The following is a 15,969-nucleotide window of genomic DNA, read 5'->3' as shown; positions in this document are numbered from 1 at the left end:
CGGACATTGTCATTAACTGGCATCTCGGCGCAAGGCTACTAGTCTGGGCGCATGACGACTCGAGCCAATGAACTGACTGCCTTGGTGACCGGAGCAACTGCTGGGCTTGGTGCTGAGTTCGCCCGCCAACTGGCCGAATCAGGGCACCACTTGGTCCTGGTGGCACGCGATGAACAGCGCCTGAAGGAAAAGGCCGGGGAACTTGAACGCGACTTCAGTATTTCGGCGGAGGTCCTGTCCGCAGACCTGACCACCGACGTCGGGGTTTCAGCGGTGGCGGACCGGCTCCGGGACGCCGGAAGGCCAGTGGACGTGTTGGTAAACAATGCTGGAATCGGGCTTCTGAAATCGTTCGAGCTCAACGAGTTGGACGAAGAACGCCGCCACTTGAGGCTGCACGTCCAAACACCCATGGAGCTCTGCCATGCGGCACTGGAGGTCATGTTGGCACGCGGCAAAGGGCGGATCATCAACGTGGCCAGCGTCGCCGCATTCGCGAACCGTGGCACATACTCGGCAGCCAAAGCGTGGCAGGTGACCTTCAGCCGCTGGGCAAACACCACGTACGCAACCTCGGGGGTGCAGGTCACCGCCGTGTGCCCGGGCTTCACGCACACCGAATTCCACGATCGCATGGGCATGGACAAAACCGTGGCACCCCGCTTCCTGTGGCTGACCGCGGAGCGGGTGGTCAGGGAGGGACTGGAGGACAATGCCAAGGGCAAGGGCATATCCATTCCCACCAAACGCTACAAAGTGGTCAGCTTCTTCGCGCGCATTCTTCCGGCCAAGCTGACATCCGGGCCACCCCGGCGGCCGTTGGAACCCTAGCTTTCGGGCCGGAACGCTTCAACAAGCCGCGCGAGCGGCTCGGGAGCCTTCCCCGCGGGCAGGGCGGCAACCAACAGCGGCGCGTAGCGGATCTTGTTTCCGCTGCGGCCGCCGAAGAACCGGCGTAGCTGAGCCGGTACAGGGTGCCCGCGCTGTGATGGTTGGCGCTGCAGGAGCCGGAACGACGCGAGCTCGCCCTGGGCATCAATGACCTCGAGCACCGCGTCGATGCCCAGGCAACGGATGAGTTCGTCTTCCAAATCGGCCCGGCAAACCTGGAAACCCAGTTCGTCCAGGGGGCCGGAACCAAGTCCGGCGCGGCCCAGCGCACGGGCAATGCCACGGGACTCGCCTTCGTCGCACAGCCCAAGGAGCCGGTGGTTGGCGCCGGCCGGACCATACTGTTCCAGGAAACGGACGATGCTGGTGGCCCCGCCCATGGGCACCACCGACACGTGCTCAGCGTTCAGGTCATGCCCGCAGCGGCGGGCGAGTGCCTCGACCGCCAGACGGTCGCTCTCGCCTTCCACCAGGACAGTCGTCGCCTGCATTGAACCAGTATGGCGCAGGCTTCAATCAGGCCGCTGGCACCTTGGCGCGCGGCGCGCGTACCAACACCGCCACAGCGATTCCCACCACGGCACCCACGAACGTCTCCACAGCGCGTTCCGTCACCAGCACGCCCGGATCCATGGGTGCAGCGAGTTGTGCGATCAGCAGGACGACCGGCGTAAAGAACACCATCGCCCACCCGTAGTGCCTGGCCATGAACAGCTCCGTAGGGAACTGGCACAGCATCACCACCACGGCCAGGACCACAGCGCCATGGCCGGGGAAGTACTGCAGGGGAGACAGGGGAGTGGGGAAAAGCACGACGGCGACAACCACCAACCCGAGGAACGTCCCCACGATGCGGTGGATACCTCTGTGGACGCGGCTTGGGAGGTCGGCGCCTGCGAGCGGCACGGCCGCAGCGGCCATGGCCCAGTGCGGGTGGCCGCTCCCGCTGAGAACGCCAATGACACCAGCCAAAGCGACGGCCAGGGAGTACCGGGCTGCATGGACAAAAGCTGCCTGGCGACGAGGGCCGCGGAGCGCGGAAACATCCCGGGCTGCACCGCTCACCCAGCGGCGGCGGCGGAACCACCCGGCAAACCCCACCACCAACGAGAAGGCGGCCGACGCAGCCCCGACGAGTACCGCCGTCGTGAACGGAACGCTGGTGGGGACGGAAGCGCAGGCACCCAACGCCAGGATGCCGAAAAACGGCCCTATTGGCTTGAGGCGGACCCGGTCCGAGTACAGCGACCCAACCCCGGCAAACAGGCTGGCCACCAAAACCAGCCACCACGAATGAATATGGTTGACGGAGAGGGCTACGCCAATGGTGAGCCCTCCCACCAGGATCAGTGCGGCCTGTGCCTGGTGTTTGAGCCGGAGTTGGTGGGTCTCATTACGGCCGTACATCCCCGTCAGTGCGCCGAAGACGGCGTACAACATGAGGTCCGGGCGGCCGACGAGGATCAAGAAAACTCCTGGCACTGCAACACTCAGGGCAACCCGGGCCGCGGACATGCGATCGTTGTTTGCCGGGCCGAGGCGGTGGAGTTCACGGGCATGCATCAAGAGCGCGGGCACGGGGAGACACCACCAATCTTCAAGGGTTTGCTTTCGAAATTATCAGGGCGCCCGCAGGGGCCGCCATAAGCCCGGTCACAACCCGTAGTGATGACCATCGACGCAAGAGGGCGGGGCATACCTTCCTGGTATGCCCCGCCCGTTGCCTTGGAGGTGGCCGGACTCAGGTTTGCGGTTCTGCTGTGTGCTTGGCGATGACAACCTGGCCTTCAGTGGAGTCCTCGTCGCTGTCTTGGAGGGCAGCCTTCTTCTGCACCCGCTTCGCCCATGCCGAGGTCACGATCGGGCAGAGCACCGCCGTGACGACAACGGAGGCTGCGACCAGGACGGTGGCGTGTTCGGCTGCCGGGGCGTATACCGGGTTGGCTGTTGCGATGATTGCCGGAACCAGGGCCGCGTTGCCGGCCGTGGTCGCTGCAGCGAGGCCCGCAACACCGTCTCCGCCTGTGAGTTTGTCGGCTAGGAGCAGCACTGCGCCACCGACGAAGACCACGAACAGTCCCAGGGCGATGCCAAGCAGGCCGGCTTCGACGACGGCGTTGAGGTTGATGGTCAGGCCAAGGGCCAGGCCCAGGAACGGCACCATCGCCGGTACCAGTGGGGCCAGCAGGTTGCGCATGTTCTTGTCGAGGTTGCCCAGGAACATGCCCAGGGCCAGGGGGAGGATTGCGCCGACGAGTGCTTGCCACGGGAAGGCGGCAAGACCGGCGATTCCGAGGGTCACCATGGTCAGGAAGGGTCCGGACTCCAAGGACAGGATGGAGTAGGCGCCTGCGTCGCGCTTACGGCCGAACTGTCCCATCAAAGAGATGTAGAGCCCACCGTTGGTGTCATTCAGGGCTGCGACCAGCGCAAGGGTCGACAAGCCGGCAAGGACACCGTGTTCGATCGGGGCTTCCCCAAGCAAGCGACCCGCGATGACGCCAATGAGAACGGCGAAGAGAATCTTCGATCCAAGGAGCACGCCGCCCTTCTTGAGGATGTACGGCGTGGACTTGACCTCGAGGGTCGCACCAAGGCAGACGAAGAACACAGCCAGCAGCGGTGCCAGACCGGTGAAGAAGGCACCTGTGAAGGATCCAAAGAACTTGCCTGCGTCAGGGGCCAAGGTGTGGATGACGGCGCCGATGCCGAGCGGCACCAGCATCATGCCGCCGGGAACCCTCTCCAAGGCTTTTTTGATGGGAATCGACATTGATTTCTCCTATGAATATCTGAACGGTGGGGAACTGCCATTGGCCAGTTCCGTTGCTTGTGGGGTTAGCCGAGGCCGGGGATGAGCAGGACTTTGCAGGCATCTCCGGTGAGGAGCTCCACTGCTTCGTCGATGTCGCTGAGTTTCTTGCGGTGGGTGATGAGCCAGTCGAGCTCCAACTTTCCGGAGTCCAGCAGCAGCAGGCTTTGTTCCCAGGTTTCCCAGAGCCGGCGGCCGAAGATGCCCCGGAGGGTGATGCCCTTCTTATTGATGTAGGCGGCGATGTCCACCTCGGCAGGTCGGCTGGGGTGACCGACCGTGATGACGGTGGCTTCGCGGCGGACGGCTTCGAAAAGTGTGGCCAGGGTGCCGGGAGCGCCTGAACATTCGAAGCCGACGTCGAAGCCGCCCCGCCGCCCTGTCAGTTCGCGGCAGCGCTCAACGATGCCGTCGTTGGGATGCAGGGCAACCGCCCCCAGCTTCTCGGCCTGGGCCCTGCGGTAAGGGTTGGGGTCGACGGCGATGACATGGCTGGCGCCCATCAGCAGGGCGAGGTTCACCACGACAAGTCCCACCGGTCCGGCACCGCTGACCAGCACGGCCCGGCCTGCCACGGAGTAGTTGGCCCGCTGGATGGCGTGAACGGCGACGCCCGCTGCTTCGAGCAGGGCGCCGGACTCGAGCGACAGGCCTGTGGGAAGTTTGACGCAGATGTCCTGGGGTACTGCGGCGTACTCGGCAAAAACACCGTCAATGTGCATGCCCAGAATGCCGGTGCGCTCGCAGGTGTGGGCGTCTCCGGTGCGGCATGGAAAACACTGTCCGCAGGTCAGGTGGCTTTCGAGGGCAACCTGGTCGCCGATCTTGAGGCCCGTCACGCCAGGGCCGACTTCGACGACGGTGCCCGCACCTTCGTGGCCCAGGGTCACCGGCAAATTGAGGTTGAAAGCCTGCGCCGAGGGGGTCCATTCGTAGAGTTCCCGGTCGGTGCCGCAGAGGGAGGCTGCGCCGACTTCGATGACGACTGAACCTTCTGCTGCCTTGGGGTCGCCGGCGTCGGTGACATAGGTGACGCCTCGCTCGGCTGAGTTCTTGACTACTGCCCGCATGGGGGCCGCCTTTCGTTGGTTCTGGTGATGCGTGGAGGATTTTCTAAGTGGGGAGCTGGCCGGCAAAGCGGCGCAGGATGTCTACGGGACCTACCTGTCCGCCCTTGAGCAGAAGCCGGGATCCGCTGACGGCAGATTCACTATCGGCCTTCAGGACGGGGCCTGCAGTGACGAACTGGTCCGACACCCTGAGCTGGCGCACGCCCATGGCGATCAGTGCGTGGCTGGAGGTATCGCCACCACAAACGGCAATGTCCCGAGTGAGTCCTGCACTGGCCATCCGCGCGGCGACGCCACCAATCAGCGTTCCGACGTAGCCGGCGTCCAGTGGTGTGCTCGCGCCGTAGCGGGGGTCTGCTGCGCCGCGGGTGGTGTGAACGACGACGTTCCGTCCTGACCGAAGAGCGGCTGAAACGCGCTCGTCAAGGACCCGGACCAGTGCGGCGTCATCACGTTGAAGCAGCTCGACAGGCACCGGGACGTCCTCCCAGCCATTCGAGATCGCGTCGTCTATCTGCGCGGCAGTGGTGCTGGAGGCCGAGGCGCTGATGGCCAGAACCGGCCCCGATGGACGCTGCTGTCCGGGCGTGCGGGCCTCCTGGTCCGAGACGGACCGCGCCAATGCTGCCATGATGCCGCCCGAGCCCACCACTATCGAAGGACCGTGCACGTGTTCCTCCCGGGTGAGGGCTTCAGCAATCACGTCCATGTGGTCCTCAGTGACAGCGTCCACCACGAAGGCCGGCCCTTTGACATCGCGGCGCCGCTCCGCCCAGGCATCCTTGAAGGTGCCGTCTTCGTAGGTCGGCAGGTGGATGGCCTCCGGTGTTTCGGAGCCCCCGAGTTGTTCGGCCAGGACTTGGCGCAGGTCCGCTTCGGCCATGGGAGTTGAAGGATGGGCGGACATGACCGGGTGGCGGTCCAGCCGGTAAACCTTGCCGGCATAGCTTGCGTAGTGGTTGCTGAATGCGGTGTACCGGCCAAAGTCGGGCTGGGCCGGGACTACCGGGACGGGCCCGTGCAGCGGGAACTGCTGGTGCAGCAATTGGATTCCGCGGCCGATGCTGCCAATGGTTGGGGAGCTGTCGAAGGTGGAGCATACCTTGTAGAGCAGTACCTCCAGGTTCAGCGCGGCGATCCCGGCGAGGTCGCGGGTGACCAGGTTGTCGAAGGCGGCGCCCGCCAGGGAACGTGCCGGCCCGGCGAATCCGACGACGTCCGTGTCAAGGGGCAAGGGTGCGTCCCCGATGACAAGTGCAGCGTCGAGCCCGTAGCGGTGGGCTTGGGCGAGGACATCGGCGGCGCCGGTGAGGTCGTCGGCGACGAAACCGAAAGCGGTCATGTCAGGCACCTTTCCCGAATGTCTTGACTGCGTTAACCAGGGCGCTGTCACCGGTGTGGGCGAGTTTGTCAGCCGCGGTCTGCAACGGCACGCCGTCCACGGCTGCTTCCCATGCCTGGCGGAGGCTCCGCACTCCGGCGCCCGGTCCGTCGGGGTGCGCTGCGACGCCGCCTCCGGCGAGCATCATCAGATCTGTCGAACCCACTGCCTCGAAGGTCGGGCCAGGGGTGGTGACGTTCTGGCCGGAGGACAACACAGGAAGCGGCGTCGTTGTCTGTCCGAGAGGTTCGAGCAGGCTGCGGATGTTGGAGGCGACCTCTTCGTCGAGTTCATAGAACTTGCTGCCCAGCCCGCTGGCGTGAAGGTGGTCTGCACCCGCCAGGCGGGCCATCTGCTGCCATACCCGGTAATCCATGCCCAAGGCTTTTGACCTCATGGAGGCTGCGAGTCCGGCCCGGTGGCCGTGGATGGGAACCTCGGCGAAGCTCCTCAACAATGCCAGGGCCGGGATCCCCATCACTGGAATGTTCAGCATCACGCAGCGGCCTCCGGCTTCAACAACCGAGTCGTGGCGCTTTTGCAGCCCGGCGAGGTCGCCGGTGATGTTGAACGCGTACATGGTGGAGTGCCCTGTGGTCTGCTCTGCAGCGCGGATCTCCTCCGTGGCCACTGCGATCCGGCGTTCCAAAGGCAGGTACGCCGGATCAGTCATAAGCTCATCGTCCTTGATCAGGTCGATGGAGGCCATAGCCAGATCCCGGACCACCAGCCGGAATTCCTCTTCGGAAAGTCCGACGTTGGGCTTGACGATGGTGCCCACCATGACGCCCTGGACATCGTTGATGAGCTTGCGCGTCCCCTCGATGCCGAAAGCCGGACCGGGGTGGGCGGCGACGAAGTCCTCGGGCAGTTGAATGTCCTGGAGCCTGCATGCGTATAGGTCGCCCAGCTCAAAAAGATTGCCTGCGATGGCCGTCTGCAAGGTAGCCAGGTCCGTGCCGACATTCTCCATCGGGAAGTCAACGGTAACCAGGGCGGCGCGGACCTTTTCCGGCGCTGCCCGTGACGGCAGGGAGGGGCGGCAAAAGCCGATTTCCTGGACGCTCGAGATTCGCGCTGCATGCCGCTCGCGGATCCGGGCTGATTCGCCGGGCACCGGAAGAAAAGTGCCGCTGGACTGCTCGCCGGCCATGATTGCCGCCGCCTTCTCCGGGTCAATCTCGGACTCAAGGTAGTAGGTGCAACGCACCGAGCGCGGATCGCGCATGGACTCTCCAATTCGGGGGATTTGAAACTTACGTATCCGGTTGTCACCTGCAGGTACTTGCACGTCGCTCACGCTCCGATGCGGGCTCAAACAGGTGATTCGGGCTTCGTTTTCACGGCATCTTCGGTGATTCCGTTGATCGAAGTTGTACGTACCTTTGATACGTACAATAATGGGTGGCATAGATCACGTCAAGACCCTCCGTCGTTTTCCGCCCCGGCCGATCCCAGCGCGGGCCAGGACGTCAGGGCTAAGATTGCACAGCGGCATAGGAGGCCAACGTGAGTTTGGAATCGGCAGAAACAGCGGCAGAGCCGGTGGGGCGCGCCAGCCCGCTGAACCGGGACGGCGGCGGTCCCCTTCACGCGCAGATCCGGGACATCCTCCACCGCCAAATCGTTGATATGGCCCTGTCGCCAGGCTCTTCATTACCTACCGAAGAAGAGCTGCAAAGGCAGTTCGGGGTCTCCCGCAGCGTGGTGCGCCAAGCGTTGTCCGGCCTTTCCGACCTTGGACTGATCCGGCGCCAGCGTGGCCGGGGCAGCGTCGTGGCCGCGACACCCGTGCTCCGCCGCCACGTCCAGCGCGCTGGCGGCCTGGATGAGCAGGCCGCCGCCCACGGCCAGCGCCTCCGCACCCATGTCATCAGCGTGGAGCCATCCGAACCGCCCCAGGCGGGCATCGATGCCCTCAACACCACCAATACCTGGAAAATCGAGCGCGTACGCTACCTCGACGATCTACCCGTCGCCTTCATGCGCACATGGGTCCCGCGGGACTTCTTCCCGCACTTCACCGCGGAACTGCTGGAAAACGCGTCGCTCCTGGGTTTGATGCGAGACCACGGCTACCACCCCGCCGGCGGCCCCCGCCAAGTCCAGGCGGTTTCCTCAGACCACGATCTTGCGCGGAGGCTGGAGGTCAACACCCGGGAGCCGCTTCTCCTGCTCCAGGGCGTAACCCGCGACGCCCTCGGCCACGGCCTGGAATGGTTCAACGTCTGGCACAGCCCCAACACGGTGTTCGACGTCGACGCGCAAGTCACCACCCAGCCCGGGCGCCTTTCCCAGGAACACCTCCGGCGCCTCCGCAACCTCACCCAGCAACTTGAAGCCGAACTGGCTGAACTTGAACGCGGGGCGCACTAGAAGTCAGCCTCCTCCGCAGCGGGCCATGCCGGCTTTGAAACAAGCGAACTTCTGGGAAGATCAAGGTATGCCCGTCGCTTTCGTCTGCCGCACCCGCTCCAGCATGCCGCCGCAGGAGCTGTTCGATCTTTCACGGAACATCGATGCCCATGTGGGGTCCATGACCAAGAGCCGCGAGAAAGCCGTCGCCGGCGTCACCACCGGATTGATCTCGGAGGGTGAGACCGTCACATGGCAAGCCTGGCACCTCGGAGTCCGCTTCCGCATGACCAGCCGCATCGTCCGGATGGAGGCTCCGGCGTCGTTCTCTGATGAACAGGTGAAGGGCCCCTTCAAGTACCTCCGGCACACGCACGAGTTCCGGCCGGACGGCAGCGGGACCCTGATGGTGGACACCATCGAATTTGCTGCCCCGTTCGGTCCGCTGGGCCGGCTCGTGGAGAAGCTGGTCCTGGGCCGCTACATGCAGAACCTGATCAGCAAGCGCAACGAATTCCTGGTGGCCCAGGAACCAGAGACCAAGCATCCCTTGCCATGATCCGGCTGGCGCATCAAGACGACCTGGTCATTTTGCAGGAAATCGAACGTGCCGCGGGTCAGGCATTCCGGACGTTGGGAATGGATTCGGTCGCTGACGACGAGCCGCTGTCCGTCGATGAGCTGAACAGCTACGCTGCCGCTGGTCGTGCGTGGGTCTCCGTGGACGGGCTCGACTACCCGGTGGCGTACTTGCTGGCAGACGTCGTTGATGGAAACGGCCACGTGGAGCAGGTCAGCGTCCATCCGGACCAGGCGCACCAGGGCCTTGGACGGGAGCTGCTGCACGCAGCCCGGGTCTGGACAAGGGGCCACGGCATGCAGCGGCAGACGCTGAGCACTTTCCGGGATGTGCCGTGGAACGCCCCGTACTACAGGCGCCTTGGTTTTGAAGTGTTCGACGCCGGCAGCTGGGGCCCGGAGCTAGCCCGCCTCATGGAGCACGAGGGCGAGTTGGGGTTGACGCGCTGGCCCCGCGTAGCGATGTGGCGCCCGGCTGTTCCGCCGAAGTAGTAGGAACTACTCGGCCACCAGCTCAACCTCGTAGCTGTCCGTGTTGAGCAGGTACGCGGCGTAGTGGTCGGGGCCGCCGGCGTGCGGGTACTTCGACTCGAACATCCCGTACCACCCGGCGTCCGCGCCCTGCGCCCGGATCCGGTCCACGTTCTCGCGGGTGCCGGCATGGAACGCCACATGGTTGACGCCGGGATCGGTGCGCCGGTGTGCTGTACCGGTGATGGCGTCCGTCTGCTCCACCACCACGTACGTGCCGCCGAGCTTCCAGCTGCATCCCGTAGGCCATTCCTGGAACGGCTCATAGCCGAGCTGCCCCAGGAGCCAGCCCCATTCTTCCCGGGCACGCTCAAGGATCGGGACCCAAATCTCGACGTGGTGGATGGAACCGATCGGGGCTGCTGCTGCGTCTGGCATGCGCCGAGTCTACGAGGTCCGGGCGCGTTCCACATCCGCCGCGCTGGCCGGCTCACCGGCGGCGCGGAGCCCCGCTATCACGCCGTCGACATCCGCGGGAGGGCGGTTCTGGCTGAGTTTCGTCTTGGCCTCCACACGGGAGATCACAAGTTCGACGCCGACAATCGCCTTCAGCTGTCCGGCAATGAACCGCTCTGGTGCTTCATCAACCGACCAGGGCCGCGGCATGCCGGACTCGTGCTGATCTGACAGGCGACGGACGTGCTGACCCAGCCACTCGGCGTCGTCATGCACAACCAGCTCACCGTAGACGTGCGCAGTGGAGTAGTTCCACGTGGGCACAACGCGGCCGTGTTCGGTTTTCGAGGCGTACCACGATGGGGATATGTAGGCATCCGCACCTTGGACGATCATGAGCGCTTCGCCGGAAACGGGCGATGACCACTGGCAGTTGTTGCGCGCCATGTGTGCTTGGAGGGCACCGTGCGCACCAACGGAGGGATCGTAGACGAACGGCAGCAGCGTGGCGAGCAAACCGTCCGGCGTCGTGGTGACCAGGTTGGCGGCACCGGCTCCGGTGAGAAGCGAGTGTACGGATTGGTCGGAAGCAGCGAAATGCGCGGGGATGTACAAGGTTTCTTCCTTTCAGATGCGTTTCGGAACAGCAGGTGGGTCAGGCGTTCGACGGCGGGTTGAGCCTGACGCGGACAGCGGCACCTGCGCAGAGGATCACCGCCAGGCCGCCCACAACAGTGGTCCAGGTCATCGATTCGCCCAGGAACAGGCCTGCCCATGCGATGGTCATGACGGGCTGGACCAGTTGGATTTGGCTGACTTGGGCCATGGGGCCGATTGCGAGCCCGTGGTACCAGGCGAAGAAGCCCAGGAACATGCTCACCACCCCCAAATAGGCGAAGGACAACCACTGGCCGGGCGAAGCGGCTGGTGTTCCGCCGCCCAACGAGACCAGCGTCAGCACGATCATGACGGGGGAGGCAACCACCAATGCCCAGGAAATGGTCTGCCAAGGGCCAAGTTCGCGGGCCAGCAGGCCACCCTCCGCGTAGCCGATGGCGGCCGCGAGGACTGCTCCGAGCAGCAGGAGGTCGGCCCAATGGAGCGAGCCGAAGCCGCCGGATTGAAGCAGGGCAAACACCAGTGCCGCCACGACGCCAACCGCCATCAGGACCCAGAACAGCCGGCGGGGACGTTCGCGGCCCCGGATGACTGCTACTGTCGCGGTGGCAGCCGGGAGTAGCGCGATGACCACTGCTCCGTGGCTGGCGGAGGTGCTGGTGAGGGCGAAAGTGGTGAGCAACGGGAATCCGGCCACGATGCCTCCGGCCACCACTGCCAAACGGAACCACTGGGCTCCCTTCGGGAAGCTTTGCCGCGTCAGGCCAAGTGCAAGTGCCGCAAGGACAGCGGCAACAACTGCCCTGCCGGCCCCGATGAACAACGGGGACAGGCCTTCCACGGCGACGCGGGTAAGCGGCACCGTGAAGGAGAATGCGACAACGCCCAGAAGTCCCCACCAGAGGCCGGTGGATGTCCGGGTGGATACCACTGTCCGTGAAAGCGTAGTAGCGCTACTATTGTGACTCATGAATAACGATAGCAGTTCCCGTATCGTCTCGCGAGTAAAAGAGTGGATCGCCGGGGCGGCTCCGGGAGCGAAACTGCCATCCACACGGCAGCTCGTCGCCGAGTATCAAGCGAGCCCGGTCACGGTCCAGAAAGCACTCCGGACCCTCACCGCGCAAGGCCTTATTGAAAGCCGGCCCGGCGTGGGTACCTTCGTGCGTGCCTACCGAACGGCACGGCCCTCCGACTATGGGTGGCAAACGGCAGCCCTGCGTTCGGCCCAGGCCGCACGGCCCCTCAATTCAGCGGCCATGCGCAGCGCTTCGAACGACGTCATCGCCTTCCACTCCGGTTACCCCGACCGCGAGCTCCTGCCGGAACGGCTGGTCCGGGCCGCGCTTACCCGCGCCGCGCGAGGCGACGCCGCGTTGTCGCGGCCCCCGGCGCAGGGACTGCCGGAACTGCAATCCTGGTTCGCGCACGAGCTCAGCACCTCAACGCCGGTGGGCGTCACGCCGCCCCAGCCGAGCGACGTCGTCGTTCTTCCCGGCAGCCAGAGCGGACTCAGCTCCATCTTCCGCGGGTTGGTAGGCCACGGGCAGCCGCTGCTGGTGGAATCACCCAGCTACTGGGGTGCGCTGCTGGCCGCGGGCCAGGCGGGCGTGAACGTGATTCCTGTGCCGAGCGGTCCGGAGGGGCCGGACCCGGACGAGCTGGACAGGGCCTTCGAGGAATCCGGTGCACGCCTTTTCTATGCGCAACCCAATTTCGCCAACCCCACGGGCGCCCAATGGTCGGCGGAGCGGGGCGAGGAAGTCCTGCGGATCGTCCAGCGGCACGGAGCTTTCCTTGTGGAGGACGACTGGGCGCACGATTTCGGCATCACCGCGCCATCCGTTCCGATCGCCGCCAAGGACGATTCCGGCCACGTGGTCTACATCCGCTCGCTGACCAAGAGCGTCTCGCCGTCCATCCGCGTGGCCGCGATCATTGCCCGGGGCCCGGCGCGTGAACGGATCATGGGCGCGCAGGCCGCCGAATCGATGTACGTCAGCGGATTGCTTCAGGCGGCGGCGCTCGACGTCGTCACGCAGCCCGGGTGGCAAACGCACCTTCGCGGCCTTGGCCACCAGCTGCAGTCGCGGCGCGACCTCCTGGTGACCAGCCTTCGCGAGTACGTCCCGCAGGCGCATCTGAGCCACCTGCCCAAAGGCGGCTTGAACCTGTGGTTGCGGATGCCGGACGGGTTCGACGTCGACAGGCTCACCAAGGATTGCGAGGCGGCCGGCGTCCTGATTGCCGCCGGGACGGAGTGGTTCCCGGCAGAACCGGAGGGGCCCCACATCCGCCTCAACTACGCCGGCCCGAACCCGGGACGTTTCCCGGAAGGCGCGCGGATCATGGGGGAGGCCGTCGCAGCCCAGCTGGGATCTTAAAAGCCGTAGCCACCAACACCAAGGAGAGCGCCTTGGGGCTGGTGGCTACGGTGGCGGCTGACTGCCGCGAACTAGAGGCTTCGCTTGGAGTAAGCGTCGCTGTGCAGAAGTTGCAGGCAAAGCGTTCCTACGCGGGGGTCATGTCCTTATTGACCTTGCCGAACACCGCATCATCCAGGGGCTGGCCATCGAACGGCATCTGGTCCAGATTGATGAGCGGGTTGGTGTCCTGCGTTTCCACGAGCTCGCGGGCTTCGGCCTGGGTGTCCACGCTGGGCATGGAACCGGGCAGGGGACGCTGCGCGGATTCGCGGAGGAAGTAGATGGCAATGGCGCCCACGATGGACGTGGCCATCAGGTAGTAAGCCGGCATCATGTCGTTGCCCGTGGCTTCGATGAGGCCCTGGACGATGAACGGGGTGGTTCCGCCGAAGATCGCCACGGAGAAGTTGTAGGCGATTCCCATGCCGCCGTAACGGCTGGAGGTCGGGAAAAGAGCAGGCAGGGCCGAAGCAAGGTTGGCTACGTAGAAGGTCACGGGGAACGCCACCAGTGCAAGGCCTGCCAGCGTGGACCAGATCTCGCCGATACCGATCAGCATGAAGGCCGGGACGGCGAACACAATGGTGCTGCCTGCGCCGATCCACAGCACCGGACGCCGGCCGATGCGGTCAGAGAGCTTACCGGTGAGCGGGATGCAGATAGCCATGACAACCAGGACCGGAATGGTCAGCAGGGTGCCGTGGACGGGATCGTAACCCTTGGAATCCGTGAGGTAGGTGGGCATGTAGGAGGTCAGGGCGTAACCCACCGTGTTGGCTGCGGCGGCCAGGATCATGGCCAGGACGATCTGGCGCCAGTAGGCCTTGATGATGCCCACCGGGCCCTTGGCAACGGCGGCATCCTGGGATGCTGCGTCCTTGGCGGTTGCTTCCTGGGCGTCCAGGGCGGCCTGGAACTGGGGGGATTCCTCGATCTTGCTACGGAAGTACACCGCGATGAGGCCCAGCGGACCAGCGATCAGGAACGGAAGCCTCCAGCCCCATTCCTCCATGGCCGACTGCCCGAGCGTGAGCTGCAGGACAGAAACCAGCGCGGCACCGAGGGCGAAGCCGATGTAGCTGCCCATATCGAGGAAGCTCGCGAAGTACCCGCGGCGCTTGTCCGGGGCGTACTCGCTGACGAAGGTAGTGGCACCGGCGTACTCGCCACCGGTGGAGAAACCCTGGACGAGCTTCAGGATGACCAGCAGTGCGGCGGCCCAAATGCCGATCTGCGCATAACCGGGAAGAAGGCCGACGGCGAACGTACTTGCCGCCATCAGCATCAGTGTCGCTGCGAGCACCTTCTGGCGGCCCACCTTGTCGCCCAGCCAACCGAACACGACGCCGCCGAGGGGGCGCGCGATGAAGGTCGCTGCGAAGGTGCCCAGAAGGAAGAGTGTCTGTACGGACTTGTCCGCTTCGGGCAGGAAGACGGGACCCATGGTGGTGATGAGGTAGCCGAACACGCCGACGTCGTACCATTCCATGGTGTTGCCGACGATGGTTCCGCCGAGTGCTTTGCGCAGCATCGGCTTGTCCACCACGTTAACGTCGGATTCTTTGAGCCGGCGCTTCGGGCGGAGCTTGGTCTTCTTCGCTGCGTTCTTTACTGCATTTACTGCGTTTGAGGCGGCCGGGGCGCGGCCTGCCAATCCTTGGTTCCCGGCGGCGTTCCTTGCGCCATCCGGAGAGACGGTGTTGCTTTGGTCTGTGGGCATTTGGGCTTCTCCTAGGGAGGTCATTTGCTTGCGACTTCTGCTGCCCCGCTCTGGGCAGGGTTTCAATTTTACGCGGTTTGGGCCCAAAACCCGAGTTGAGATCCGATTTTTGGGCCTTTGGAGGGTGCAAATTGCCTAGCTTCGTTGCATCTCATTACCGGCTTTTGCCCTGCAAGGACGCGGAAGTCGGGCAATTTTTGCCCCGCTGAGCGCGTTGTTACCAAATTGTTTAGCTATGCCCACTTAACAGGGCAGATTCCGGCCTGTTAAGTGACGGATGGCCCATGGCCGCGAACGGCCCCCACCACCAGTGTTGCCTCAAGATCATCGTCAGTCAGCACGTCAGCCACCAGCCCGGACCCCGTGAGCAGCGTGGCCGTTTGCGCGGCCTGCTGCCTGGAAGTCTCGATCAGGATCCGCCCACCCGGAGCCATCCACTGGGCCGCGCCAAGCGCAACCCGACGCTGGACATCCAAACCGTCAGCGCCGCCGTCGAGCGCCACCGCCGGCTCATGAAGCCGCGCTTCCGGCGGCATCATGCTGATCGAAGCGGTAGGGACGTACGGGGCGTTGACCAGGAGCACGTCAACCCGGCCCAGCAGCTCGTGGGGGAGCGGCTCGAAGAGATCACCCAGATGGACGCGGCCACCGCGTGGCTCGACGTTCCGCCGCGCGCACGCCACAGCGGTGGGGTCAATGTCCGCGGCGTGCAGTTCGCAGCCACCCAGGAGGTCGTGAAGTGCGGCACCTATCGCTCCCGAGCCGCAGCAGAGATCGACGACGGCGGGACGCCTCGCCGTTGGCAATGCGGCGGCGGCATTCGCCGCTTCCTGCACCAGGAACTCCGTGCGTCGCCGCGGCACGAACACCCCCGGTTCAACAACCATCCGGGTCCCGCAGAATTCCACCCATCCAAGGATGTGCTCAAGCGGAAGGCCACGGGCCCGCAGGTCCACCATGTGGTGGAGCTCGTCCGGAGTGCGGGCTGCGTCGATCAGGAGCCGGGCTTCGTCCTCCGCGAAAACACAACCGGCATCGCGAAGGGCGGTGACGATCGACGTACTCCGGATCACGAGTGCCATGCTAATCGAGGGGCCTGTTGCCTCACGTCAATAGGTCCGGGAAGTCGGCTTCGTTGCCTCATGTGAAAAGGTCCGGTTCAGGGGCTTGTTGAACCAGGTGTTGGTTTT

General features: G+C 64.8%; 16 protein-coding genes. 5 read left to right on the top strand and 11 right to left on the bottom strand.

The annotated features are described in order from the left end of the window. The first annotated feature begins 51 nt into the window (after positions 1-51). Positions 52-831: an SDR family oxidoreductase gene (locus AB0N72_RS19625; protein ID WP_363934806.1), complete on the top strand. Its 780-nt coding sequence runs from the start codon at positions 52-54 to the stop codon at positions 829-831. Here AB0N72_RS19625 and AB0N72_RS19620 read toward each other — a convergent pair. The 6 genes from AB0N72_RS19620 to AB0N72_RS19595 all read right to left on the bottom strand — a co-directional run bounded on the left by AB0N72_RS19620 (position 828) and on the right by AB0N72_RS19595 (position 7,382). Continuing rightward, positions 828-1,382, bottom strand: coding sequence for an ATP-dependent endonuclease (locus tag AB0N72_RS19620; RefSeq protein ID WP_363934808.1), 555 nt, complete (start codon positions 1,380-1,382; stop codon positions 828-830). The genes AB0N72_RS19625 and AB0N72_RS19620 overlap by 4 nt on opposite strands. Positions 1,383-1,407: 25 nt before the next feature. Further along, positions 1,408-2,454, bottom strand: a complete 1,047-nt coding sequence (locus AB0N72_RS19615; protein ID WP_363934832.1) for an FUSC family protein — start codon at positions 2,452-2,454, stop codon at positions 1,408-1,410. A 178-nt stretch (positions 2,455-2,632) separates the two neighbouring features. Continuing rightward, the gene (locus AB0N72_RS19610) at positions 2,633-3,664 is read right to left on the bottom strand and encodes a 2-keto-3-deoxygluconate permease (protein WP_363934810.1); all 1,032 of its coding nucleotides are present in this window, start codon (positions 3,662-3,664) and stop codon (positions 2,633-2,635) included. A 65-nt stretch (positions 3,665-3,729) separates the two neighbouring features. Further along, a complete protein-coding gene (locus AB0N72_RS19605; protein WP_363934811.1) occupies positions 3,730-4,773 on the bottom strand; it encodes an alcohol dehydrogenase catalytic domain-containing protein in 1,044 nt (347 codons plus the stop codon). A 43-nt stretch (positions 4,774-4,816) separates the two neighbouring features. Next, positions 4,817-6,115: a four-carbon acid sugar kinase family protein gene (locus AB0N72_RS19600; protein WP_363934813.1), complete on the bottom strand. Its 1,299-nt coding sequence runs from the start codon at positions 6,113-6,115 to the stop codon at positions 4,817-4,819. Position 6,116: 1 nt separating this feature from the next. Continuing rightward, positions 6,117-7,382: a RuBisCO large subunit C-terminal-like domain-containing protein gene (locus AB0N72_RS19595; RefSeq protein ID WP_363934814.1), complete on the bottom strand. Its 1,266-nt coding sequence runs from the start codon at positions 7,380-7,382 to the stop codon at positions 6,117-6,119. A 281-nt stretch (positions 7,383-7,663) separates the two neighbouring features. Here AB0N72_RS19595 and AB0N72_RS19590 point away from each other — a divergent pair, with 281 nt between their 5' ends. The 3 genes from AB0N72_RS19590 to AB0N72_RS19580 all read left to right on the top strand — a co-directional run bounded on the left by AB0N72_RS19590 (position 7,664) and on the right by AB0N72_RS19580 (position 9,580). Further along, positions 7,664-8,530, top strand: a complete 867-nt coding sequence (locus AB0N72_RS19590; protein ID WP_363934815.1) for a GntR family transcriptional regulator — start codon at positions 7,664-7,666, stop codon at positions 8,528-8,530. A 67-nt stretch (positions 8,531-8,597) separates the two neighbouring features. Next, the gene (locus tag AB0N72_RS19585) at positions 8,598-9,068 is read left to right on the top strand and encodes an SRPBCC family protein (protein ID WP_363934816.1); all 471 of its coding nucleotides are present in this window, start codon (positions 8,598-8,600) and stop codon (positions 9,066-9,068) included. Beyond that, on the top strand, positions 9,065-9,580 hold the full coding sequence (locus AB0N72_RS19580; protein WP_363934818.1) for a GNAT family N-acetyltransferase: 516 nt from the start codon (positions 9,065-9,067) through the stop codon (positions 9,578-9,580). The genes AB0N72_RS19585 and AB0N72_RS19580 overlap by 4 nt, the downstream gene beginning before the upstream one ends. Before the next feature lie 6 nt (positions 9,581-9,586). Here the strand turns inward: AB0N72_RS19580 and AB0N72_RS19575 are convergent, their stop codons facing one another. The 3 genes from AB0N72_RS19575 to AB0N72_RS19565 are packed head-to-tail and all read right to left on the bottom strand — an operon-like array spanning position 9,587 to position 11,603. Then, positions 9,587-9,997 (bottom strand): VOC family protein, encoded by a 411-nt coding sequence (locus AB0N72_RS19575; protein ID WP_363934820.1) that lies wholly within the window; start codon positions 9,995-9,997, stop codon positions 9,587-9,589. Positions 9,998-10,006: 9 nt separating this feature from the next. Continuing rightward, complete coding sequence (locus AB0N72_RS19570) at positions 10,007-10,630, bottom strand: FMN-binding negative transcriptional regulator (protein WP_363934822.1); 624 nt, start codon at positions 10,628-10,630, stop codon at positions 10,007-10,009. A 40-nt stretch (positions 10,631-10,670) separates the two neighbouring features. Beyond that, positions 10,671-11,603, bottom strand: coding sequence for a DMT family transporter (locus tag AB0N72_RS19565; RefSeq protein WP_363934823.1), 933 nt, complete (start codon positions 11,601-11,603; stop codon positions 10,671-10,673). Between AB0N72_RS19565 and AB0N72_RS19560 the strand changes: the two genes are divergently transcribed. Further along, on the top strand, positions 11,602-13,017 hold the full coding sequence (locus tag AB0N72_RS19560) for a PLP-dependent aminotransferase family protein (RefSeq protein ID WP_363934825.1): 1,416 nt from the start codon (positions 11,602-11,604) through the stop codon (positions 13,015-13,017). The genes AB0N72_RS19565 and AB0N72_RS19560 overlap by 2 nt on opposite strands. Before the next feature lie 127 nt (positions 13,018-13,144). Here AB0N72_RS19560 and AB0N72_RS19555 read toward each other — a convergent pair whose 3' ends face one another. Continuing rightward, the gene (locus AB0N72_RS19555; RefSeq protein ID WP_363934827.1) at positions 13,145-14,779 is read right to left on the bottom strand and encodes an MFS transporter; all 1,635 of its coding nucleotides are present in this window, start codon (positions 14,777-14,779) and stop codon (positions 13,145-13,147) included. 266 nt (positions 14,780-15,045) lie between these two features. Then, a complete protein-coding gene (locus tag AB0N72_RS19550) occupies positions 15,046-15,852 on the bottom strand; it encodes a putative protein N(5)-glutamine methyltransferase (protein ID WP_363934828.1) in 807 nt (268 codons plus the stop codon). Positions 15,853-15,969: the final 117 nt, after the last annotated feature.

This window comes from Paenarthrobacter sp. NPDC089307, assembly GCF_040685055.1.
GTDB lineage: Bacteria > Actinomycetota > Actinomycetes > Actinomycetales > Micrococcaceae > Arthrobacter.
This window is presented reverse-complemented; position numbering and strand designations above follow the sequence as displayed.